The organism is Alcanivorax nanhaiticus (genome assembly GCF_000756665.1).
GTDB classification, from domain to species: Bacteria; Pseudomonadota; Gammaproteobacteria; order Pseudomonadales; family Alcanivoracaceae; genus Alcanivorax; species Alcanivorax nanhaiticus.
Genome location: NZ_ARXV01000004.1, coordinates 154,430 through 177,189, shown reverse-complemented (window position 1 = coordinate 177,189; position 22,760 = coordinate 154,430). Strand labels below are relative to the sequence as shown.

General features: G+C 57.4%; 22 protein-coding genes and 1 tRNA gene. 11 read left to right on the top strand and 12 right to left on the bottom strand.

Going from position 1 to position 22,760, the window contains the following annotated elements:
- Positions 1–35 precede the first annotated feature (35 nt).
- Both Y5S_RS06645 and Y5S_RS06640 read right to left on the bottom strand, forming a co-directional pair.
- A complete protein-coding gene (locus tag Y5S_RS06645) occupies positions 36–1,847 on the bottom strand; it encodes a beta-ketoacyl synthase (RefSeq protein ID WP_035231472.1) in 1,812 nt (603 codons plus the stop codon).
- A 352-nt stretch (positions 1,848–2,199) separates the two neighbouring features.
- Positions 2,200–3,381: an acetyl-CoA C-acyltransferase gene (locus Y5S_RS06640; RefSeq protein ID WP_035231471.1), complete on the bottom strand. Its 1,182-nt coding sequence runs from the start codon at positions 3,379–3,381 to the stop codon at positions 2,200–2,202.
- Positions 3,382–3,678: 297 nt separating this feature from the next.
- Here Y5S_RS06640 and Y5S_RS06635 point away from each other — a divergent pair, with 297 nt between their 5' ends.
- From Y5S_RS06635 to Y5S_RS06600, 8 genes are all read left to right on the top strand, one after another.
- Positions 3,679–4,266, top strand: coding sequence for a superoxide dismutase (locus Y5S_RS06635; protein WP_035231470.1), 588 nt, complete (start codon positions 3,679–3,681; stop codon positions 4,264–4,266).
- 187 nt (positions 4,267–4,453) lie between these two features.
- Positions 4,454–4,984 (top strand): hypothetical protein, encoded by a 531-nt coding sequence (locus Y5S_RS06630; RefSeq protein ID WP_231552645.1) that lies wholly within the window; start codon positions 4,454–4,456, stop codon positions 4,982–4,984.
- A 66-nt stretch (positions 4,985–5,050) separates the two neighbouring features.
- A complete protein-coding gene (locus tag Y5S_RS06625) occupies positions 5,051–5,923 on the top strand; it encodes a hypothetical protein (protein ID WP_035231468.1) in 873 nt (290 codons plus the stop codon).
- An 81-nt stretch (positions 5,924–6,004) separates the two neighbouring features.
- Entirely contained in the window at positions 6,005–6,694 is a 690-nt protein-coding gene (locus Y5S_RS06620; protein ID WP_035231467.1) for a hypothetical protein, read from the top strand.
- A 55-nt stretch (positions 6,695–6,749) separates the two neighbouring features.
- A tRNA-Leu gene (locus Y5S_RS06615) sits at positions 6,750–6,834 on the top strand.
- A 644-nt stretch (positions 6,835–7,478) separates the two neighbouring features.
- The gene (locus tag Y5S_RS06610; protein WP_035231838.1) at positions 7,479–7,955 is read left to right on the top strand and encodes a LabA-like NYN domain-containing protein; all 477 of its coding nucleotides are present in this window, start codon (positions 7,479–7,481) and stop codon (positions 7,953–7,955) included.
- A gap of 151 nt (positions 7,956–8,106) precedes the next feature.
- Complete coding sequence (locus Y5S_RS06605) at positions 8,107–8,346, top strand: hypothetical protein (protein ID WP_035231466.1); 240 nt, start codon at positions 8,107–8,109, stop codon at positions 8,344–8,346.
- A gap of 195 nt (positions 8,347–8,541) precedes the next feature.
- Positions 8,542–9,468: a glucosaminidase domain-containing protein gene (locus Y5S_RS06600; RefSeq protein ID WP_052041448.1), complete on the top strand. Its 927-nt coding sequence runs from the start codon at positions 8,542–8,544 to the stop codon at positions 9,466–9,468.
- Between the two features lie 211 nt (positions 9,469–9,679).
- On the opposite strand, the gene Y5S_RS06595 is transcribed toward Y5S_RS06600, so the two are convergent.
- The 5 genes from Y5S_RS06595 to Y5S_RS06575 all read right to left on the bottom strand — a co-directional run bounded on the left by Y5S_RS06595 (position 9,680) and on the right by Y5S_RS06575 (position 14,268).
- A complete protein-coding gene (locus Y5S_RS06595; RefSeq protein ID WP_035231465.1) occupies positions 9,680–10,627 on the bottom strand; it encodes a patatin-like phospholipase family protein in 948 nt (315 codons plus the stop codon).
- A gap of 18 nt (positions 10,628–10,645) precedes the next feature.
- On the bottom strand, positions 10,646–12,130 hold the full coding sequence (locus Y5S_RS06590) for a flavin-containing monooxygenase (protein ID WP_035231463.1): 1,485 nt from the start codon (positions 12,128–12,130) through the stop codon (positions 10,646–10,648).
- A 13-nt stretch (positions 12,131–12,143) separates the two neighbouring features.
- Complete coding sequence (locus Y5S_RS06585; RefSeq protein WP_035231461.1) at positions 12,144–12,917, bottom strand: SDR family NAD(P)-dependent oxidoreductase; 774 nt, start codon at positions 12,915–12,917, stop codon at positions 12,144–12,146.
- A complete protein-coding gene (locus tag Y5S_RS06580; RefSeq protein ID WP_052041447.1) occupies positions 12,914–13,549 on the bottom strand; it encodes a TetR/AcrR family transcriptional regulator in 636 nt (211 codons plus the stop codon). The genes Y5S_RS06585 and Y5S_RS06580 overlap by 4 nt, the downstream gene beginning before the upstream one ends.
- A gap of 218 nt (positions 13,550–13,767) precedes the next feature.
- Positions 13,768–14,268, bottom strand: a complete 501-nt coding sequence (locus Y5S_RS06575) for a DUF1289 domain-containing protein (protein ID WP_035231459.1) — start codon at positions 14,266–14,268, stop codon at positions 13,768–13,770.
- Positions 14,269–14,505: 237 nt separating this feature from the next.
- Here Y5S_RS06575 and Y5S_RS06570 point away from each other — a divergent pair, with 237 nt between their 5' ends.
- Positions 14,506–15,099: a DUF2846 domain-containing protein gene (locus tag Y5S_RS06570; RefSeq protein WP_081939695.1), complete on the top strand. Its 594-nt coding sequence runs from the start codon at positions 14,506–14,508 to the stop codon at positions 15,097–15,099.
- Between the two features lie 181 nt (positions 15,100–15,280).
- Here the strand turns inward: Y5S_RS06570 and Y5S_RS06565 are convergent, their stop codons facing one another.
- From Y5S_RS06565 to egtB, 3 genes are all read right to left on the bottom strand, one after another.
- Positions 15,281–15,805, bottom strand: coding sequence for an acyl-CoA thioesterase (locus Y5S_RS06565; RefSeq protein ID WP_035231458.1), 525 nt, complete (start codon positions 15,803–15,805; stop codon positions 15,281–15,283).
- Between the two features lie 303 nt (positions 15,806–16,108).
- The gene (gene egtD, locus Y5S_RS06560) at positions 16,109–17,098 is read right to left on the bottom strand and encodes an L-histidine N(alpha)-methyltransferase (protein ID WP_081939702.1); all 990 of its coding nucleotides are present in this window, start codon (positions 17,096–17,098) and stop codon (positions 16,109–16,111) included.
- A gap of 33 nt (positions 17,099–17,131) precedes the next feature.
- Positions 17,132–18,379 carry an ergothioneine biosynthesis protein EgtB gene (gene egtB, locus Y5S_RS06555; RefSeq protein WP_035231454.1) on the bottom strand — a complete coding sequence of 416 codons (1,248 nt, stop codon included), beginning with the start codon at positions 18,377–18,379 and terminating at the stop codon, positions 17,132–17,134.
- Positions 18,380–18,557: 178 nt separating this feature from the next.
- Here egtB and Y5S_RS06550 point away from each other — a divergent pair, with 178 nt between their 5' ends.
- A complete protein-coding gene (locus Y5S_RS06550; RefSeq protein WP_035231451.1) occupies positions 18,558–19,328 on the top strand; it encodes a 3-hydroxyacyl-CoA dehydrogenase in 771 nt (256 codons plus the stop codon).
- A gap of 247 nt (positions 19,329–19,575) precedes the next feature.
- Here the strand turns inward: Y5S_RS06550 and ppnN are convergent, their stop codons facing one another.
- Entirely contained in the window at positions 19,576–20,943 is a 1,368-nt protein-coding gene (ppnN, locus tag Y5S_RS06545) for a nucleotide 5'-monophosphate nucleosidase PpnN (RefSeq protein WP_035231450.1), read from the bottom strand.
- A 264-nt stretch (positions 20,944–21,207) separates the two neighbouring features.
- Between ppnN and Y5S_RS06540 the strand changes: the two genes are divergently transcribed.
- Positions 21,208–21,423 carry a hypothetical protein gene (locus tag Y5S_RS06540; RefSeq protein ID WP_035231448.1) on the top strand — a complete coding sequence of 72 codons (216 nt, stop codon included), beginning with the start codon at positions 21,208–21,210 and terminating at the stop codon, positions 21,421–21,423.
- A gap of 221 nt (positions 21,424–21,644) precedes the next feature.
- Here the strand turns inward: Y5S_RS06540 and dinB are convergent, their stop codons facing one another.
- A complete protein-coding gene (gene dinB / locus Y5S_RS06535) occupies positions 21,645–22,748 on the bottom strand; it encodes a DNA polymerase IV (protein ID WP_035231446.1) in 1,104 nt (367 codons plus the stop codon).
- Positions 22,749–22,760: the final 12 nt, after the last annotated feature.

The window sequence follows — 22,760 nt, the reverse complement described above, 5'->3', positions numbered from 1 at the left end:
AGTGCAGATCAGCCTTGCTGGTTTCGTGGCGCTGATTAATCCCGGTCCAGCTGAAACTCGCGCAGGGTCGGGTCATCATCGAAAGGCATCTCGGTGCCGCCGTTAAGGCGCACTGAACGACTGGTAAGGGTGACATGCTCGTCGCCCATTACTCCCTCGTTGAATCGATACACAGGTTTCGGTGTTTCGTTCAGGCAATGCTCCTGGAAATGCGCCTTGTTGGCCAGAGTGGTCTCCCGAGCCTGCTGCCAGGCGGTCATGGCCTTCGCGCCATGGCGCTGGCGCAACATGCTCTCGGTGATGCTGGCGGACAGGGCTACGGCGGTGGCATTGTTGCCGCCAAAGCCCTTGGAGTTAATCAGGCTCGCTTGCAGGTCATCATGCTGTTGATGCTGCAAGCAGATATCCAGGTGGTGGCGGTGCACATCCTCAGCAATGTGATCAATAGTACGGATGCCGGGCAGAATCCCCTTGCTGAAGCTGCCCAGGGTGGCGGCAAGCTGATCGCCCCCGGCGCTGCCCAGAGAATGCCCCACGTAGGATTTGATGCCCACCACAGGCCACGTCTGGATACCAAAGGCTTCAGCTGTGCGATCAAGGATGACGGATTCCGTGACCCGGTTCTGTGGTGTGCCGGTGCCGTGGGCATGAACAAAGCTGTGTCGTTGCAGCCCTTGGGCACCAATCAACTGTCGAGTGAGGGCGGCGGCTTTACCCATGGTCAGATAGTTGCCCACGCCCGGTGCAGAGATGGATTTCTTGCCGCCATCGGCGTGGATGAAAACATCCGGCACGGCTCCCAGAATATCGGCCCCCAATTCCAGCGCCAGTGCATCATCCATGAGGATAGTGAATTGCGCGGATTCAGCCATGGTAAAGCCGCAGTTGCTGGAGAACGGGCGGCAGGCTCGGCGTAAGTCCGCTTGGCCAGCATTGTCCAGAGCGGCAAGATCCTGGTCTTCTGCCAGAGCGCCCATGGCCCGATAGCCTTCCATAATTTCCGGCACCAGCGGTGCTTCACTGGTGCCAACGATGGCTACCCGCACCTTGCCGCTGCGAATGGCTTGCACGCCTTTTTCCAGGTTATAGAGAAAGGTGGCGCAGGCACCCAGCATGCCGCCAGTGGTGCCCACCGAGTGCAATACATAGGCGTTGAGGAAGTCTGCGGTCATTTCACCCAAGCCAAGTGGGACCTGCTTTGAGGTAATACGGTGGCCATTCGGTGGGAAGCGCATGACGCCGCCGAGGCCGTTATCATCCATCTGGGACATGGCATTGCTGGCGTACACTGCCACTTGGTCTGGTCGCACCTTGCTGGCGACGGCCGTCCAGTCAATACCCAGATCGCCCAAGGTGTCACTGATTGCGAAGATCGCCATCTGTAGTGCACGGGGGTGATTGCGGGAAGCATACAGGGCGCTGGGATCAAAGCCTTCCGGCAGTTGACCTGCGGCGCTGACGCGGCGCGGTGCATCCAGTGGCACATTCAGGCCCAGTCCGGCGGGAAGGGTGACGCGGCTGCGGCGCTTGTCGATAGGGGTGACCTGCCAGCCAGCGGGTAGCGGGTCGGGCAGGTCCATGTTGCGCATTTCCAGGGTAACGGGAATGTCGCTGGTGCCACTGATGGCGGCATGCAGGCGGTGCTCTTCGGGTAGAGCACGAATCAGGGTGCCGTCCAGCTGTGCGTCTTCAGCACGGCCGGTGAGCTGGGCCAGCGCGCGCAGGGTTGCCTGGCGCTGAATCTCCGGGAGCGCATCGAAAATCAGACGCTGAAAACCGAAATGCAGTGCGCTGCGGCCGGCTGCATTGATACCGCCCATAGCGGTGATAACGGGTAATGCTGTCATGGTGCTCCCGGGAATAGAGGTCCCAACCCAAATTGGTGACTAGCCGGTCAGGGTACAGGTGAACACCGTTCTTGCGTATACGCCAGAAGTCCAAATCGCCGGGTAAAGTGCAACAGAGTTTTAATATGAAATCGTCGTCGGGGAGGTAAGGCTTTTGAATTCAGTGGGTTAGGGGAGGGTTGGCTACGAGTTGCGCTGATTGAATTAACAGAGGTCAGAAAGTTTTCCGAATTCGGCTTTTCTACGAAGCCGCTCGAAGTGCGAACCGGAGTAAAGCGAGGTAATGCACACTAAGCGGCAACAAAAACGGGGCCCGAAGGCCCCGTTTTTGTCTGGCATAGCGTCCGGCGTCTTACAGCAGCTCGATAGCCACCGCAGTCGCTTCGCCACCACCGATACACAGACTGGCCACACCGCGCTTGCCGCCGGTGCGCTTCAGCGCGTGGATCAGGGTGAGGATGATACGGGAGCCAGTAGACCCCACCGGGTGACCCAGGGCACAGGCACCACCGTGGATGTTCACTTTCTCGTGGGGAATACCCAGATCGATCATCGGCATCATGGCGACCATGGCGAAGGCTTCGTTGATCTCGAACAGATCCACGTCGTCCACGCTCCAGCCCACTTTCTTCAGTACCGCTTCAGTGGCCCCGATAGGGGCCAGGGTGAACTCACCCGGGTGCATGCTGTTGGTGGCGTGGGCCAGGATGCGAGCCAGCGGCTGCAGGCCGCGCTCGTTGGCAACAGACTCGCGCGCCAGTACCAGCGCAGAGGCGCCATCGGAGATGGAGCTGGCGTTGGCGGCGGTCACGGTGCCGTCTTTGGCGAAGGCCGGACGCAGGGTCGGGATCTTGTCGATGTTGGCATTGCCGGGCTGTTCGTCAGTATCGACAACGACTTCACCCTTGCGGGTTTGCAGGGTCACCGGAACGATCTCGTCCTTGAACCAGCCATTCTCGATAGCGGCCTGGGCGCGCTTCAATGATTCGATGGCATAGTTGTCCATGTCTTCGCGGGTGATGCTGCGCTTGTCGGCTACTTCTTGGGCGAAGGAGCCCATCAGGCGACCGGTTTCCGCATCTTCCAGCCCGTCCAGGAACATGTGATCGTAAACTTGGCCGTGGCCCATACGCATGCCGCTGCGAGCCTTGTCCAACACGTAGGGCGCATTGGTCATGGACTCCATACCACCAGATACCACGATGTCGTTGGTGCCGGCTTTGATGGAATCATAGGCAAACATGGTGGCTTTCATGCCGGAGCCACACAGCTTGTTGATGGTGGTGGCTCCCACGTTATCGGGCAGACCAGCCTTGCGCATGGCCTGGCGGGCCGGGCCCTGCTTGAGGCCAGCGGGCAGCACACAGCCCATGATGACTTCCTGTACGTCTTCCGGCTTGAGGCCGGCACGGGATACTGCTTCACGGATGGAAACCGCGCCCAACTCAGTGGCGGTGGCGCCGGACAGCGCGCCCTGAAAACCGCCCATGGCGGTACGGGCACCGTTTACAATGACGATGGCATCATCTGACATGTTGTTCTCCTGCCGAGGTTGACTGGCTTCATGACGATCATGAAACGTAAATCATGAAAAATTGGGGCGCATTGTACTTGAAACAAGTACGCGGTGCCCCATGTCACTGGGACCTGCCGGTCACACTCGACCATGGCCATAGCGCACAGCTATTGTGTTCAAAGCTTGCCCACAGTGGAGATTTCTGCCGGTAGCTTGTTATTATCGTGAGCCGTCGAGCGTTGCCATGCGTTCTCGATGGAGAAATTCTCACCTGCTGCCCACGCAGCAGGGCAAACAATGTCAGGGGAAATGACTATGGCTTTCGAACTACCGCCGCTTCCGTACGAAAAGAACGCTCTGGAACCGCACATCTCTGCGGAAACCCTGGAGTTTCACCACGGCAAGCATCACAACGCCTATGTGACCAAGCTGAATGAACTGACTGCTGGCACCGAAAACGAAAGCAAGTCTCTGGAAGAGATCATCGCCAGCGCAGAAGGCGGCCTGTTCAACCAAGCTGCCCAGGTGTGGAACCACACCTTCTACTGGAACAGCCTGACCCCGAACGGTGCCGGTGCGCCTTCCGGTGACCTGGCCGCTGCCATCGACAGCGCCTTCGGTTCCTTCGATGAGTTCAAGAGCCAGTTCAACGCCAAGGCTACCGGCAACTTCGGTTCCGGCTGGACCTGGCTGGTGAAGAACAGCGATGGCTCCCTGGAAATCGTCAACACTGACGATGCTGACACCCCGATTGCTCACGGCAAGGGCCAGACCCCGCTGTTCACTGTAGACGTGTGGGAGCATGCCTACTACGTGGATTATCGCAACGCTCGTCCCAAGTATCTGGAATCCATCTGGAATCTGATCAACTGGGACTTCGCTGCAGCCAACTTCGCAGCGTAATGAACTGTCTCCCTGTTCAAGGGAGCCGTTCAGACCACAAAAAAGGCCGCTTTGCGGCCTTTTTTGTGGTGTTCTGGCGGCATTCGGGTAAGTCTGATAGCGTGCCGTTCGGGATATAAATGCCCCAATGACTGTCAATAGAATAGTCAGACCACAACAAAAAAGGTGATATATGCGGTTCCCGGCAATGTTTCTGGTGCTGTTGGCCTGTTTTTTTCAGCCGATTTTGGCTGAAGCTGCCAATGCCGAGAATATGGCAGATGAACAAACCGAAAAAAGTACGGATCAACAGGATATGGACACCCTGGCCCAGGCTGGAATCAGCCAGGCGCTACAGGCCATCGCCAAGTCCGGTGGGCTCTATCCTTTCGGAATGATCAGTATCAATGGTGACCTGAAGGCGGTTGGCTTCTCAGGTGACCGGGACAAGGCGCTCCCAGAAGATCAATGGGCTCAGGCATTGTTCTTGAAACTGCAGAAGATAGGTGAAGAGCAGCCTGAAGTGGACATGCTGTCCATGTATCGACTGCACACTATTACCAATGATGCTGGCGAAAAAGTGGTCGGTGTCTGGGCTCAGGTGGATCATCGCAATGTGCGCCCCTGGGTGATTTTTGTTCCCCTGATCAAGAACGATCAAGGCAAGCATGAGGTTGGCGAGCCGATCTACTATGCCACTGAGCAGCCACTATTCGTGGAACACGGTGAGCAGGAGTAGGGCATCACGGTCTTGATGCCGTGATTTCGGTAGTATTGGCGTTCGCATACAGGTAAGGCTGAAGTAATGACGAGAGATCGTGAAGTCAATCTGGGGGATCTGGATGACGTGTCGGTGGATGATCACCGCAAACCGGCTCCCCAAGCAGCACAGGCAGCACCGAAAAGACCGGCTGCGGGAAAGCCCGCCGGTAAACCGCCGGGGAGCCCGGCCCGACCAGCCAACCCCAAACCCTCAGGGGGCGGCGGAAGTGGTGGCTGGATGGCGGCCTGTCTGGTACTGGTCGTGCTGATTGCGGTAATGGGCGTGTGGTTTCACAAACAGGTGGGAGGCTTGCAGGCCCAGCTGGATAACCGGTTAACGGAGTCGACCCAGCAACTCGGTAACCTGCAGTCGCAGCTGTCTGCCACGGACGAAACCCTCAACCAGTCATCCGGGAAGTTGCAGGATATCGTGGCGGGCCATGGCAAGACGCTGAAACAGAATGGCGACGAGATTCGCAAACTGTGGGATCTCAGTAACAAGCGCAACCGTGCGGATATCGACGCACAAAGCAAAAATCTCAAAGCGCTGAGCGCAACTGTGACAGAGGTCAAAAAAGCCCAGACCGGGGTCGATGGTAAGATTACTGCTATCAATAAAGAAGCGGCGTCTCTGAAAACTCAGGTGGAAAGCGCCGTTAATGCGGTGAACAAGAGCAGTCAGCAATGGCAGACCCAGATCAGCCAGATGCAGACCCAGCTGGATGTGTTGGTGGAAAACCTCAATCAGGTTGAGCGCCAGCAGAAGAATCTGGACGCTGCCCTGAACAAGGTGAGCAAGGCTCAGGCTTCGTTGTCGTCACTGGAAGAGCGTGTAGATGATGCGGAAGCCGCTGTGGCGGCCTTTGATGCCTATCGCCTGCAAGTGAACAGCCGTCTGGACAAGCTGGAAAATTAAGTAACACCAAAAGCAATACGATCGGGGGTGGGAGCGAGCCTATCGCTCCCCATTAACAATAATGACAAAGAGCAATTTGTCATGGCCAAGTTGCCAGAAAATAAAGAACGACGTCTTCAGGGGCTGAATCAGGATGTGCTGGCGGTGCGAGCACCGTCCGAAGAGACCGCAGCCAATGAACCGGTTCCCCTGCGTAAAACCCATCGTCGGCAGCAGCCGGCCAGTGTTTCCGAAAGCAGCCGTTCAGGCACCGTCTGGCTGGCACTGGGTGTGGCTATCGGCGCCTTGCTGATGGCGGTCTGGCAGTGGATGGGCAATATGCAGCTGAGCCGTGAACTCAGTGAACTCAAGGCTCAGCACTATAAACTGGCCTCCACGGTGGCAGAAGTGGCAGATACGCCGGTCCGCCCGATTCGTGAACCCTCGGCGGGCAGTCCCAGCGACAGCACAGCAGTGGTGAATCTGCGTGATGACCTGCGCGAACTCAGCTCCCGTGTACGAGCCCTCAGCGTATCCGTTGCCAAAGCAGGGCAGGATGACGGTGAAACGGCCAAACTGGAAAAACGCCTGGCCGAACTGGAGTCCGGTTTGCGATCCGTCTCCAGCAGAGTCACCACCCTGGCTAACCGTCCGGCACCCACAGCAGCGCCTGCACCTGCTCCGGCCCCGGTGCAAGCGACACGAGACAGTCGCGTGGATGCCCTGCAAACCAAGGTCACCAAGATCGACAAGGATCTACAGGCGCTGTACCGGATTTTGCAGGGCGGCTGATCAGCCGAAACGGCACTGGCAATTGCCGGATACCCTGCTAGAATAGCCGCCCATTGCGCCAGTGGTGGAATTGGTAGACACGCCAGATTTAGGTTCTGGTGCCGAGAGGTGTGGGGGTTCAACTCCCTCCTGGCGCACCATCTCAAGAGAAAGGCCGTAGCAGTTTTCTGCTACGGCCTTTTTTGTGGGGCCCGCTCTGTGGGTGCATCACGCTTCATGCACCAGGCGGCATGCATGGGGGCGTTATGTTGGGATGGCGTATGCCGTGGTGATGGTGGCGCTTGCCTGGCTGGCTAATGCGGGCCTGCAGTTTCATCGCACCGATAAAGGTGCTTGTCCTCGCCGGACGGGCCCAAAGGGTGGTAACGCGACCCCCCTCTGGCATTCCGGCCATTCCCCGGTATGGGAATGGCGCTCCAGCGGGCAAAACATGTTTTGCAAACCCCGCTTACGCCCCCCTTGCCCCGACTCCGTTCGACCCGCTCCGCGGGCACACTCCGGTACTCGCCCTGTGACGGACGCAAAAAAGACTCGCTCCGCTCAGACAGGTTTTTTCTCTATGCCGTCACAGGGCTCCGTTCCTCGACTCACTCTAACCGGGAAGATGCCGTGCTGATGGGATGGAGCGATCTTGCCGAAAAAATCAGGGCGTGAAGCGGTTGCTGGTTTTCGTAGGAGTCTACGCGTGCATGACGATCCGGCGTGTGTGGGGCAGCGTGCCTGTGTGGTGACGCTGATGTGCTAGTCTTCACGGCTGGAAACCCTCCCGTTAATGGAAAGCGCCATGCCTCGTATCGCCGTCTTTGCTGACGTTCAGAATATCTACTACACCACTCGCCAGGCGTTTGGTCGTCAGTTTAACTACCGGGCTTTGTGGGAAAGGCTTTCGACGCAAGGCGATATCGTGGTGGCTATGGCCTACGCCACGGAGCGTGGCGATGACGGGCAGACCCGGTTTCAGGATGCCCTTCGGCACATGGGGTTTACCGTCAAACTCAAACCTTTTATCCAGCGAAGTGATGGCTCTGCCAAGGGCGATTGGGATGTGGGTATCGCGGTGGATGTGATGACTCATGCGCCGCAGGTGGATACGGTGGTGTTGCTGTCCGGGGATGGGGATTTTGATGTGCTTCTGTCGGCGATTCAGGAGAATTGGGCAGTTCGGACAGAAGTGTATGGGGTTGAACCGTTAACTGCTCGGTCGCTGATTGAGAGTGCAACGGTGTACCACCCGATTGGCCGGGACTTGCTGTTGCCGTGAGAGATAAGCCTTTCAGTATTTCGCCGGCATAGGCCTCCAGCAAAGCGTGAGCCAGGCAATATTGCAGTCAGCCAGTCATCATTTTGGCGGTTCACTGCCTTGCAGCTGCTCATTGACCGGCGTAGAACGGGAAGTGTTGCTGGAGGTTGGTATGTCGCATAACAAGCTGGACAGTCATCACTCCCATCATGACGATGCCAACGATGCGTCGTCCGGTGGTGGCCGGAAGATTGAAAAAGAAAAGTGGGCGTTGCTGGGGTTGGCTCTATTGGTGGCAGGAGCGATTGTGTTGGGTGTGCTCACCCATGCGGAAAGCCTGGAAGTGCGCAACGCCATGAAAGATATCAAGATCATGATCAACGATGGGATGGATGATTCAGAGGCTCCCTAGCTTCTGGTTTGCTGTGACGAGTCTTTCACGCTCACGGAGCTTATCGGCTTATTTTCCGTCTCAAGCGGAAAACAGAATGTTCTCTACTGCTCTCAATTTTCAGCAATCTTTGCTGCGACATGTCATAAGACTCTGTAGTCCGGCTTTATAAGCTGTAATGCCATTTGCGGTTTTACCCAACAAGGAAGCACAAAGATGCGATTGATTGCTGCAGTAATGCTGCTATTACTCGGTATGGCGACTCAAGCTGAGGAGTATCCCGAGGCCACGGGAGGTGAGCAGAAAGTCAGTGTGGTGATTATTGATGATTACCATGCGGTGCTGGATTTGTTTGAGCAGCTGCATTACACCGATGAAAGCTGGATAGCGGGTGATCGGCGTGTGCCGCGGCTTTATTTGTCCACGGTGCCGGAGCAGTGGGGCAAGGGGGTTAGTCATGAGATTAGTGTTACCTTGAAGAAGAAGTTGTTCTTCCGGGCGGTGGGGCCGCTGGTGTTGCGAAGCAATGAGCTGATCCTGAAGGATCGGCAGCGGCTGCAGGCTCTGGCCGAGCAGGAGGCTTTGTCAGCGGAGGAAGATGCCTGGGTGCGAGAGCTGGCAGGGCAGTACCGGGTAGATGAAGATGCTGTCACGGAGCAGATGGCACTCTTGCTCCATCGTGTGGATGCAATCCCTCCTTCGTTGATTCTGGCCCAAGCCGCCGAAGAGAGTGGCTGGGGTACGTCCCGTTTTGCCTTTGCCGGTAATGCCTTGTTCGGGCAGTGGACATGGGGTGGCAAGGGAATTACCCCGGAGGGACAGCGGAGCGGTATGGGGGATTACAAGATTGCCGCGTTTGATGCGCCGTTGCAGTCTGTACAGGCGCACGCCCTTAACCTGAACAGCCACCCTGCATATGCGTCTTTTCGTGAACTGCGTGCCATGCAGCGCGACAGGGATGAAGCCTTTATCGGGTTGCAGGCGGCAACCACGCTGGACAAGTATTCCGAGCGGGGCCAGGACTACGTGAAATCCCTGCATGCCATCATCAAGTACAACAAACTACAGGGCACGGACAAGGCCCTGTTTGAAGATATGCATGCCCTGGTGTTGGTGCCAGCGGATCAGCTGAATGCGCCCTGAAAGGGCTACGTTTTTCTCAGTTTCCTTATCGCGGCGGAACCGCCGCTCCCACCATGGCAACCCCCTGTCTGGATAGGCTGCCGTGTGGGAACGGGCGTTTGCTATGCCCTCCGGATGCGACCGCGAAACGGCATTTCAGCTGGTGTGGGTGCGCTGTTCCCATGCCCTTTTCATAACAGACGTCCCTGATTCAAGGCGTCCCTTCCGGTAATCAGGCCAGAGCGTGATTCACCGTGTAGCGTGTTGTCGATAGCGCGGTTTCCAATACCCCTTTGCGTCTGGCCGGGTCCATCATGTTGTAGCCGAAGGCTCTCAAGTCTTCCGCCACAGGCTCGATACGAATGACTTTTTTACCCGCTTTTTCCAGCGCGGCGACTTCCCTGTCTACCACGGAGGTCATATAACGACGCACCCGGCGTTCAATGCGCTCGAAGGGATGCCAGGGTTTGTCTGGCTGCCGGGAGGCCATGGGGGCAAGCACGATCACTTCATCCACGGCACTGTCGACCAGCAGGTCTGCGGAGACGGGAGAGGCAACGCCGCCATCGATATACGTGCGGTTATCCACTGTCACCGGAGGGCACCAGAAGGGCACACCGTAGGAAGCACAGACGGCATCCACAATGGTCGCGCTGGGAGCGCCGCCTTTGCCGAAGGGAATCCGTTTACCGGTTTCGGTATCCACGGCCATGATCCAGGTGGCAGGGTGTTCCACCCAGTCTTTGCCTTTTGCCGCATCGTTCACCAGCTTGCGAAAGGCGCTCATGTCGAACTGGCCTGCGGGCAGTGCACCACAGATGGCGGTGAGGGCGGAGACCTCGCCGCGAAGGCCTTTCATCACCAGTGGCTTGCCGGTAAAGCGGGCCCCTGGCAGAGGAGGCAAGGCGCCACCAGTGTCGGTGTCGTGGTCCCATCGGCAAGTATCGCTGGTGCCCTGTTGGCAAGCCAACAGTTGGTCGACGCTAATGCCGCTGCCAAGCAATGCGGCCAGCACTGCGCCGACAGAGGTTCCGATCAGGACATCGGCCTTGCGGCAGTCCCAGTCCAGCTGCTGTTCCAGATGATGCAGCGCAGCAATGCTCCAGGCTCCGCCGGCGACGCCGCCGCAGCCCAGTACCAGGCCCCGGCGAGGTGTGGAGGATGTGTTGTCTTTTGGCATGATCCGGTCCTGTCTGTCTCAGAATACGGGTTGGGCTGCAGGCGTGACGGTGTAGTTGTCACGGTCAAACTGTTTCAGTAGCCGTTGCATTTCCAGCGTGCTCCATGGGAAACCGACACTGTTGAAACCGTTTTTGTCCAGGTAGTAGCTGGAGCAGCCACCGGTGTTCCAGACGGTGCCTTGCAGGTCTTGCTGTACTTTGCGGTTATAGTCCCGCTGCACATCGGCCTTCACTTCGATGCGTTGCAGTTGCTGGTCACGCATGGTGGTGAGTGTGCTGACGATGTAGTTGATCTGCGCTTCAATGACGATGAACGCCGAGTTGTGGCCAATGCCGAGATTCGGACCGAGCACCATGAAGGCATTTGGCAGGCCGGCAATGGTGGTGCCTCGGTAGGCTTGCATGCCGTCTTTCCACATATCGCTCAGGGACTCTCCCGCGTCATTGTAGATATGGTTGGCGATGGGCGGTTCGGTGACGAAGAAGCCGGTGCCGAGGATGATGGTATCCACTTCGCACTCGCTGCCGTCCTGTCCTACCAGCGTGTTGCCGCGCACTTCTTTCAGGCCGGTATGGAAGACATCCACATTGGTTTTGTTCAGCGCGGGATAGTAGTTGTTGCTCATCAGTACACGCTTGCAACCGAGGGTGTAATCCGGGGTCAGTTTGGCGCGCAGTTCCGGGTCCTTGATAGCCACTTTCAAATGGGCGAGGCCCAGTTTCTGAATCTGTTTGAGGATGGCAGGGCGACGGAAACCGATGCCAAAGGTTTCAAAGCCGCCGTACAACATCTTGCGCCAGGCATTGAGGGTAAAGGGCAGGCGGAAAAAGTTTTCTTCCACTTTGGGAATGCTGTGATCCGGTTTCGGAAGCACCCATTGAGGGGTGCGCTGGAACAAGGTCAGCTGTTTTACTTTGGGCTGGATTTCCGGAACGAACTGGATAGCGGAAGCTCCAGTGCCTACTACGGCTACGCGTTCGCCGGCCAGCTCGTGCTCATGATCCCAGCGCGAGGAATGGAACAGGGTGCCGGTGAAATCTTTCAGACCAGGGATGTTGGGGATGATGGGTTCGTGCAGATAGCCAGAGCAGGCGACCACGGTACGGGCCAGATAAAATTGATCTGCCGTTTGCACTTCCCAGAGGTTTTTTTCTTCGCGCCATTGTGCGCGTTCGACACATTGATTGAAGTGAATATCACCGGGGATGTCATGCTGCTCTGCCACCTGGCGAACATAGTCGAGAATTTCGGCCTGGCCGGCGAAGGCGCGAGTCCAGTCCGGTTTCTGGGCAAAAGAATAGGAATACAGTGCTGAGGGTACATCACAGGCACAGCCGGGGTAGGTGTTGTCCCGCCAGGTGCCACCCAGATCTGCGGCTTTTTCCAGAATGACAAAGTTGTTGATGCCGGCTTCTTTTAGCTTGATGCCGAGACCAATGCCACTGATGCCGGCACCGACAATCAGGACGTCATGAATGGGGGTATTTTCTTGCTGAGTCATGATGGTTTCCGCTTTACTGGTTTGGTTGTGGACTGAAGAAGTCCATGGCCTTGTTGGTCAGGTTCAGGTTGGCGACTTGCTTGGCCAGGCTGTAGATATCCGGGTAAATCACCCGTGCGCCATTCTTGCGGTAGGTGCGATAAATCCGCTCAGCAAGTACATCGGGCTTGCCGGTGGGGATATAACGGGAGATGGGCCCCTGCTTCACCTGGCCTCGCGCGTGGGTTTCCAGCCCGGAATAGATGGGGCCGGGGTACACCGTGATCACATTGACGTTGTCTTTCTTCAGGTCCAGGCGGGCAATCTCGGAAGCCAGGCCAATACCTGCTTTAGCGCCGCCGTAGTAACTGCAGCCGCGAATCGGTACCCGACCGGCCATGCTGGCCACATTGATCACGCAGCCGTCCTGCTGTTGGATCATGAAGGGCAGTGCCAGATCCATCAGCCGCATGGGGGCGGTGAAGTTGATATCGATCAGCCGCTTGCCGCGTTCCCAGCCGGTGCCTGCCAGCGTCATGATGTCCATGATCCCGGCACAATTGACCAGCACATCCACTGGCCCATGGCGATCTACCTGTGACTGCCACCATTGGGGCAGGGCATCGATAGCGGTGAGATCGCAGGCTTCAGCATTGGCGTCGTATTGATCAGCCACTTTTTGAAGCGCTTCCTGGTTCAGATCCACCAGGGTCAGGCGGGCATCTGGATGGTGCTGATGAAACTGGCCAGCCAACTTGCCACCAATGGCACCCGCGGCGCCGGTAATCAGGATATGTTTGGGATTCATGAGGTAGTTTCTCCGCTGTTGTTATTTGACATGGCCAGCCAGCAGGCATCGCGGGCTTGCTTCAGGTCCTCATCGCTGAGGGTGAGATAGTTGAGTCGTTCGGCCTTGAAGACGCCCACAAACGCGCCCCAGAACAAGGCAATGGCCAGATCGGGCTTCAGTCGGTTGCTGAGCAGACCATTGCGCTGGCCGATAATGACCATCATGCCCAGCGGGATCAGCAGGGCTTGCTCACAACTGCGGCTTTCGGCAGTGAGATAGCTGTGGTGATCCTGCATTTCCAGAAACTGGAAGGTTTCCGGTTCCTGGCGGGCAAAGGCGGTGAGCCGGGCCCATAAGGTGTCGAACAGGGCGCGGCTGGGGTTGAGCAGATCAAGATCTGTCAGCAAGCGATCCTGGAGGCGTTGCTTGGCATCGCAGAAGGCCGCGTTGATAAGCGCTTCCTTACTGTCGAAGTACCGATACAAGGTGCCCACGCCCACACCCGCCTTATCGGCGATGGGGGGCACAGGAGTGCCATGCAGGCCATGCTCGGCAAATACCTGTAAAGCGGCCTTGATGATCTGTTCCCGTTTTTGTGCTTCCCGGTTTGTCCGGGAAGGGGGCGTGGCGATGGATGAAGCGGAAGCCATGACTCACCTCCAGAATGAGTAATGAATGTTCATTCCGTAAATGTGCCATTGAGTGATGGTGTGGTGGAAGGGGGTTGGGAGTCAGATTGGGACAAATGGAAGGCAGATGCGAGAGACTGGTTGCGAGTTACGAGAAGCGAGTTACGAAAGGCAAAACACTTGCCAAGCGTCTTGGGGGCGGATTTTGATCTTCGAAACTCGCTTCTCGAAACTCGAAACTAGATCAGCCCCTTCTCCCTTGCCGCATGCTCGGTGAGCTCGGCAACGAGTCTGACCGGGCGGGCGTAGGAGCGGTCATAATGAGCCTGGGAAAGCGCGTGGCATTCTGCGCTGATCTGCTCATAGAGCTGGCGCGGCGTGAGGCCTTGGCTGGCGGGCAGGGGAGTGAGTCCGAAGCGGTCGTAAGGGATGGCCTGCTTGCCGGCGGCTTTGAGTAGCTCGGGAATCCAGCCCTGAGGCGACAGTTGTGTCTGATAGCGCAGGTTCTGGAACGTCATTTGTTCGGCTAACAAGGCCGCATCCGCCACATTAAAGTAGTTGTCGACCACCTGACACAGGAGCAGATCCAGCCGTTTCCAGACGATACTCTTTTGCTCATTGGTGTAGGCATTCCAGTTCACCACCTCATGGCTGAAGCGGCGACAGCCACGGCAGACTGTGTCACCAAACACGGTGGAACACACGCCTATACAGGGGGTGCGGATACGATTTACAGACATGGCGGAAGATTACCAGAAATCTCTGAGCTGGGGGGAGCAGGAATGCCCTTTTGATGTGGCCAGGAGAGGGTTGCTGCTATCTTGAGCAACGCGGTCAAATCGGCCATAGTTAGAGCCCAATAAAGGCACTATATTGCTATCGTCTCTCGACTTCCCTGTTTTCAGGGGTATTCCGGGTGGGCGCAATAATAACAGGGCCGGGCCGCCTGAGGGCCACGGTACCAATGGAGAATAATAATGCGATTGGTTGTGTGGCTGGCGTTTTTCAGCCTGATGCTGTCCGGCTGTTCCGGGGTGGGAATGGGGATTCCTGCGACACCGGGTGCCTTTCTGGACGCGCCTGACGGCAAGACCTTCGATCCCATCGAAACGCTCGATCCGCGTAATTCCATGGTGTACATCTACCGGCCTATTACCCGTTGGGGTTATGAAGAGGTGCAGGCCCCGGTATTTTTCCTGGATTCTGCCCAATTGTTTGGTCTCAAGGCCGGAGCATATACCTGGCTTGAGCTGCCAGCAGGCACCCATGACTTTTATGCCCGCCGCCCGTTCAGCGTGCTTTACCTGAAAATGATTTTCGAAATGCCCTTGAAGGTAGAAGGTGGGCAGGATTACTACTTCCGGTATTCCGAGCTGAAGCCGCTGGATCTGACGGAAATTGTGGCGGATCCGGAAAACTACCAGCAGGCTGGCCCGCTGCAGCAGGTGCCCAAGGCGATCGCGCTTCGGGAAATCGCGGATCTGCGGCTGGATGAGCCGGGTATTTACTATGCTGACCGGATGAAGAAAGAACCGCGTTGGGCCCCGTTCTATACGTATTCAGTGGAATAGACGCAGCACATTGTATGCAACACGCAAGAAGCCCCGGAATTCCGGGGCTTTATGTTTCTATGGGGTATAGTGGCGAGTTACGAGAAGCGAGTTTCGAAAGGCAAGACACTTGCCTGACTCCCTGGTGAGGATTTTGCTTTTCGAAACTCGAAACTCGAAACTCGAAACTCGAAACTCGAAGCTAATCCGTCTCAGTCAACCGCTTCTTCGATTGCAGCAACCGTTTCCATTGCTCCACATACTCCGGCAATGGCGGGGACTTCAGGTGCATGCCAGTGATGTCCTGGGCGGTTTGCGGGCTGATGGATTTGCCGCCGTAGACGTTGACAACACGCACCAAGGCGTGGGTGTGGAGTTTGCGCTGGGATTCAAAGCGTTGATCGTAGTAAACGTATTTGTCGTCCCAGCCGAGAATGCGGGTGTGAACCTGGAACTGTTGATAAGGGCGCAGTTCGCGGATGTAGGCGATCTCGGTGTTGGCGACCACCACATTACAGCGTGCTTCGATCATGCGATTGAGGGAGCCAGTTACCACGGCGTGTTCCAGACGGCTGCGGTCCATGAACTTCAGGTACTTGGCATTGTTCAGATGCATGTTCAGGTCGATATCCAGCAGGCCCACTCTGAATTCCAGAGTAACCACATCAAATAGCTGGTGAGTAGGCGGGCGTTTACGTCTGCGCGCCGCGCTGATCAGTTCAAGCATCCGATCTCCCTAGGCCACGCCCCTGTCGTGGCAAGTGTCATTCTTGGTGTTCTGGGGTGAGAACGGGGTTCAGTATACCGTTACCGGACCGGGTTCACACTATTGGCTCTACCCAAACGACATACCAGGGCGATCAGAGAGGGAGTTTCTGAACAACGCCTTGTGCCCTTCAGGCCGCGCCCCTGCGGGTCTTTCTGGTCGCTGATGAAGAGTCGATGGATGGAGATGCACCTTCAAATCGCGCCCCCCTTTTCTCCTTTGAGCCTGAAAGACTGAGTACGCGAGGTGTTGTTCAGAGGCTTCCTAGTCAGTTGAGGCCAGGTGGAGACTGAAAAGATTGTCGGGATCGGTCCAGCATCCGCGGGGTGTAAACCCTGCTTCCATCAGTTCACGGGTAAAGCTTTCCACGCTGAATTTATACGAGTTTTCGGTATGGATGCGGGTGCCACTTTTCAGGGTCAGCTGACACTCGCCGAGCTTTAACTGTTGGTCTTTCAGACACTCCAGATGCATTTCGATCCGCTGCGCTTCAGGGTTATAGAACGCCACATGGCGCATGTTGGCTACATCAAAATCGCAGTTCAGGGCGCGATTAAGATGGTGCAGGGCGTTCAGGTTAAATGCTGCTGTCAGCCCCTGGGCGTCGTTGTAAGCCGCGTTGAGGCGAGCACTATCCTTCTGCAGATCAGCGCCGATTAACAATGCGCCACCGGGTCCCGCCAGATGATGCAGACCACGCAGAAATTGCCGGCGTTCCTCAGGATCAAAGTTACCGATGGTGGAACCGGGGAAGAACACCACACGCCCGCCGGGGAGGCTGTCGGAGGGCAGTGATAACGCCTGGCAGTAATCCGCGCATACCGCACTGATCTGGATATCGGGAAAGGCCAGGGACAGTTCCCGGGTAGATTGCAGCAGGCAGTCGCGGGAAATTTCCAGCGGCATGTAGCGATCCGGTGCCCAGCGTTCCAGTAGCAGTCGGACCTTTTGGCAGCTGCCGGCACCGGGTTCCGCAATGGTACCGGTAGCGCCTAACTGGCGCTGAATATCTCCACTGTATTGCTCCAGCAGGCCAGCTTCGGTGCGGGTGGGGTAGTACTCTTCGGTGGTGGTGATGGCATCAAACAGGCGAGAGCCGGTCTCGTCGTAGAAATATTTAGGGTGCAGGTGGGGGCGAGCAGCAGACAAGGACTGGGTCACTTCTGCCAGCATGTCGGTGGCGGGTGGATGCAGATCGTAAAAGGTCAGGTTCGGGCCCAATTGCTGCTCATTGACCGGCATTGCCTGTTTCATGATCACCTCGAAGGGCTGCACTGTTATGGGGTTCTAGCCATCCTCGGCTAACCGGATACCGCTGAATTGCCAGCGATGGTGGGGGTAAAAGAAGTTGCGATAGCTGGGGCGGATATGATTCTGGCTGCTGACACAGGAGCCGCCCCGCAAGACCATCTGGTTGCACATGAATTTGCCGTTGTATTCGCCAACGGCGCCCTGCGCTGAGCGAAAACCGGGGTAAGGCAGGTAGGCACTGGCAGTCCATTCCCAGACATCCCCCAGCATGTGACAGAGCAGACCGGCAGAGGCCTGGCCTGCTTGATACCGGCCGTTCTCCACGAAACTGCCTGGCTGTTTGCTCTGGCGGGCGGCGTGCTCCCATTCCTGTTCTGTGGGGAGCCGGCAGCCGGCCCAGCGTGCATAGGCGTCGGCTTCGTAGTAGTTCACATGGGCGAGGATCTGGCCGGGGCTGATCGCTTGTAACCCGGCGAGGGTCCAGTGATTGAGCAGGTCAGCCTGCCAGTAAAGGGGGCGCTGGATGTGATGCTGTTGCACCCAGGCCCAGCCATCGGAGAGCCACAGTTCCGGCCGCCGGTAGCCACCGTCATTAATGAAATCCCGGTACTCTCCATTGCTAATCGGGCGATTGGCCAGCCGGAAAGGGCTAAGCCAGACTGGATGCTGTGGGCCTTCATTATCAAAAGTGAAAGGTTCATCGGCATTGGCACCGTGCTGAATCTTGCCGCCGGTGAAATCCTGAAAGGTAAGGGGCGGGGCTGGTTCGCCATCAGAGGTGAGTGGCTGCGAGATCGCCGGTGCCAGCGGATTGAACGACAGGCTGTACTTCAGATCGGTGAGTAGCAGTTCCTGATGCTGCTGCTCATGGTTGAGGCCCAGCGTGATCAATGCATCGAGATCCGGGCGAGAGACAATCAGTTGTCCCATGGCATGATCCACATGGTGGCGCCAGTGCATGACTTCCTGTTGGGTAGGGCGGGACAGCAGGTGGCGCTGTGGGCGTGGGTATTGCTCGCCAATGCCGTTGTAGTAGCTGTTGAATAGCACCTCATAAGCTGGATTGACGGGCTGATAGCCGGGCAGGTGTGGTACCAGCAGAAAGGTTTCGAAGAACCAGGTGGTGTGTGCCAGGTGCCAGCGTGGTGGGCTCACATCGGCACAGGCCTGCAGGCTCATGTCTTCCGGTTGCAGCGGCTGGCACAGCTGCTCGCTGAGCCGGCGGATGCGCGCATAGGCGCTGGCCAGCTCACGGCGGTCTTCCTGTCTGACGGTCTCTGGCAAGGTTCTCCCTCCGTGCCCCTGAGTCGTACGCCATTGTCCATTGACGCAATCTCACCTTAAAACACTGACGGTTTGAGCGAAAGCAACAATGAGCCGGATGGGGTGGGTGGGTATACTCCGGGCATTGTTTTGGTGTCACCCACATGGGCACCTTCGGCCCTGAACCCAAGGAGAGCATATGAACATTACCGATAAAGTTGCCGTTATCACCGGTGGTGCATCCGGCCTCGGTCACGCTACTGCCAAGGCCATCGTTGGCAAAGGCGGTAAAGTGATGATTCTGGACCTGAATGAAGAGCAGGGCCTGCAGGTTGCGGCCGAACTGGGCGACAACGCCGCTTTCATCAAGACTGACGTAACCGACGAAGCGTCTGTACAGGCGGCTATTGCTGCGACGCTGGACAAGTTCGGTGCTGTCCATGTGGCCGTGAACTGTGCTGGTGTTGGTTCCGCCATGAAGACGGTTGGCCGTGAGAACAAGCCCCACGATCTGGGCGTGTTCAGCAAGGTGGTACAGATCAACCTGATCGGCACCTTTAACGTGACCCGTCTGGCCGCTGCTGCCATGGCTGAAAATGAGCCGGGCGAAGATAACGAGCGCGGTCTGGTAGTGAATACCGCCTCGGTTGCCGCTTTCGACGGCCAGGTTGGCCAAGTGGCTTACTCTGCCACCAAGGGTGCAGTAGTGGGTATGACCCTGCCGATCGCCCGTGACCTGGCTCCGCTGGGTATTCGTTGTAACACCATTGCCCCGGGTATCTTCAACACCCCGCTGATGAATGCCGCACCGGACAAGGTGAAGCAGCCTCTGATCGAAATGACCCAGTTCCCCAAGCGTCTGGGGCATCCGGAAGAATACGGGCAGCTGGTTTGTCACATGATCGAGAACAAGTTCCTCAACGGCGAAACCATCCGTATCGATGGCGGTATCCGTATGCAGCCGCGTTAAACGAGACGCACCACGCGTCACGCAACACGGCAAAAGTCCCGGGGATCCGGGGCTTTTTGGTTTTTGCTGGCGAGGGAATGCGAGAAGCGAGTTTCGAGTTTCGAAAGGCAAAAGCCTCAAAAGTCTCGTTGTTTCAAGGTTTTCGCAACTCGAAACTCGTTACTCGCTACTGCCTAATCGTGCCGCCAACGACGCTTCGACGGGCCGGGTTTTCCTCGAAGCTCACCGCTCATAGCTCGAACCTGCTTTACCCCACCAGCTCATAGCAGGGCTCATAGTGACTCCCCGGCAACTTCATGCGGTGTTGGGCCACGAACGCGTTGAGCAGGGCGTCGAGTCGGGTCATCAGTTCGCCGGGAGCATGCAGCTGGTATGGGCCGTGTTGTTCGATGGCGTGGATGCCTTGCTCCTTTACGTTGCCGGCCACGATGCCAGAGAACGCCCGCCGCAGGTTGGCTGCCAGCTCATGCACGGGTTGCTCGCTGCCCAGATTCAACCCGGCCATCTCCTCATGGGTGGGGATGAAGGGTTGCTGGAAGGCCAGGGGTACAGTCAGACGCCAATTGAAATAAAAGGCGTCGTCATTGTCACGACGGAACAGGGTTAACCGGTCGATGCCATGACACATGGCCATGGCCACGGCTTCCGGGTCATCAATGATGATCTGATAGCGATCTGCAGCATGGTCGCCCAAAGTGGCGCGGATAAAGGCGTCCACCTGCTCAAAATAAGCGGCGCTGCTGGCCGGGCCCGTGAGCACCACCGGCAGAGGCATGTCTGCATTGTCGGGATGGAGCAGCACGCCGAGCAGGTAGAGAATTTCTTCCGTGGTGCCTACCCCGCCGGGGAATACGATGATGCCGTGGCCCACCCGCAGGAAGGCTTCCAGGCGCTTCTCGATGTCCGGCATGATCACCAGTTCATTGACGATGGGGTTGGGGGCTTCTGCGGCGATGATGCCGGGTTCGGAAACCCCCAGGTAGCGACCGCCATCAAAGCGTTGTTTGGCGTGGGCCACATGTGCGCCCTTCATGGGGCCCTTCATGGCTCCAGGCCCGCATCCGGTGCAGATGTCCTTGTGGCGCAGGCCCAGCTGGTAGCCAACGCTTTTGCTGTAATCGTATTCTTCACGGGAAATACTGTGGCCACCCCAGCACACCACCATATTGGGTGAGTACCCGGATTTCAGGGCTCCGGCATTACGCAGGATATGGAACACTGCGTTGGTAATGCCCTGGCTGCTGTTCAGGTCAAAGCTGTCATTGTTCTGGATCTCGTTGGATACATAGACAATGTCGCGTAGCACCGCAGACAGATGCTCGCGGATACCGCGAATCATGCGCCCGTCTACGAAGGCTCCGGCGGGGGCGTTGTCCAGCTTGAGGCGAAGACCGCGATCTTCCTGGATCACTTCGATATCGAAGTCCCGGTAGGTTTCCAGCACTTCACGGCTGTCATCGGTGGGGGTGCCGCAGTTGAGTACGGCCAGCGCGCAGCGGCGCAGCAGGTCATGCAGGCCACTGCCGGAGGTGTCTCGTAGACGCTCAACTTCGTGCTGGCTGAGCACTTCCAGACTGCCTTCCGGGGCCACAATCGTCGATACAGTTTTGGTCATAAAGGGTATTTCCTCGCAAACAGGTTCTAGAGTAACTGAAAGGGCGGTGGGGTGCTTGTGAAGGAAAGTCGGGGGTAGCTGTTAGCTTTTTTACATTCTGCAAGGGAACGGCAATCGCCAGTTCGCGTCTACCGGATATCGGCTTTGGCACGCGGTCTGCATCCATCTGTGATGTGGCTGTTGTCACAAGTCTGTCTTGAAAGTGTCTTAATCTGGACGGGCTGCCGATTCCCGGTATGTTGATCTAAAGTGAGGTCGCAAGGCATGTTGCTCAAGTATCTCAATGAACTGGAAATGGCGGTACAGGCGCTGGCTGACCATCCCGGCGCTGATGCCATGACCCGCTGTACGGATTGTGTCGCCGCGCTGGATTCCTACCTGGACAGCCAGATGGAGCCTGTGAAGCAGCGCGGGCGTGAGTTGATGGATGGCCTGATGCCGGCGGAATTGCTGGAGCGGGTGGGGCATTCTGTTCACTGAGTTGCAAGGGACAAGTTTCAAGTTGCAACGCGAGGGGGTGTTTGTGTGTGGCAAGCGTTTTCACTCCGCGTTGTGAGCGAGGCGATATCGGACTGTGAAAAAACGAGCGAGATAACGGGGGATGGCAGAAGTGTCGAACCCGGCTCCTTTGCGCGGAGCCCCAAGCGTTTCCGTCACGCTGACCTGCCCCCGCGTTGCAACTTGAAACTTGCATCTTGCAACTAGCTTTTCCCGCGTCGCTGCCGCAGTGCCCTGTCCCATTCCTCCGGAAACAGATCCGGCTGCTGCGGTGCCTTCATGTCCCGCAGGCGCGCACCAATGCCGAGTAGCCTTGCCGGCCCCTGGCGGCGTTCCCAGAGCTGCTCCAGCAATGCCTCGAAGTGTGCCCGGTCCAGATCGGTGCCTGCTTTGTCGCAGCTCAGACTGACAAAGTCCTGATACTTCACCTTGGCGGTAAGACCGCTGATCAGGTAGTTCTGGTCCAGCCGGGCGAAGCGCTCTTTCAGCTTTTCCAGCAAGGTATCCAGCTCCCGAAGCCATTCTTTCAGGGTGGGCTGATCTTTGTCGTAAGTGCGTTCTACCGATACCGATTTACGCCGGCGACCCGTCTGTACTGGTCGGTTATCTTCTCCTCGGCTGAGGTGGTAAAGCCGTTCACCAAAGCTGCCGAAGTGCTGCGACAGCGCCAGTCGGCTCAATCCTTGCAGGTCTCCACAGGTGTGCAGATTGAGGTTGGCCATTTTCTCGGCAGTGACCCGGCCTACACCGGAAATGCGTTTCACTGGCAGGCTGGCAACAAAGTCATCAACCTGTGCCGGGGTGATCACGAACAGGCCATCCGGTTTGCGCCAGTCGCTGGCCACCTTGGCGAGAAACTTGTTGGGCGCGACCCCGGCAGACACGGTGATGCCGATGGTTTTGCGCACCTCTTGGCGGATCGCTTCGGCGATGCGGGTTGCGCTATTCTCGAACTGCTCACTGTGGGAAACATCCAGATAGGCTTCGTCCAGTGACAAGGGTTCAATGAGCGAGGTATAACGTTTGAAGATGTCATGGATCTGTGCCGACACCTTGCGATATTTATCAAAGTTCGGCGGCACAATGATCAGATCCGGGCATAACCGCAACGCCTGGGATGACGCCATGGCAGAGTGCACACCGAAGTGTCGCGCGGGGTAGTTGCAGGTGGCGATGACGCCACGCCGGTGGGGATCGCCGCCCACCGCCACCGGCCTGCCGCGCAAGGATTTGTCATCACGGGTCTCAACGGCCGCATAAAAGCAGTCGCAGTCCACATGGATGATCTTGCGGGTAGGCGAAGTCATGGTCACCGGTTG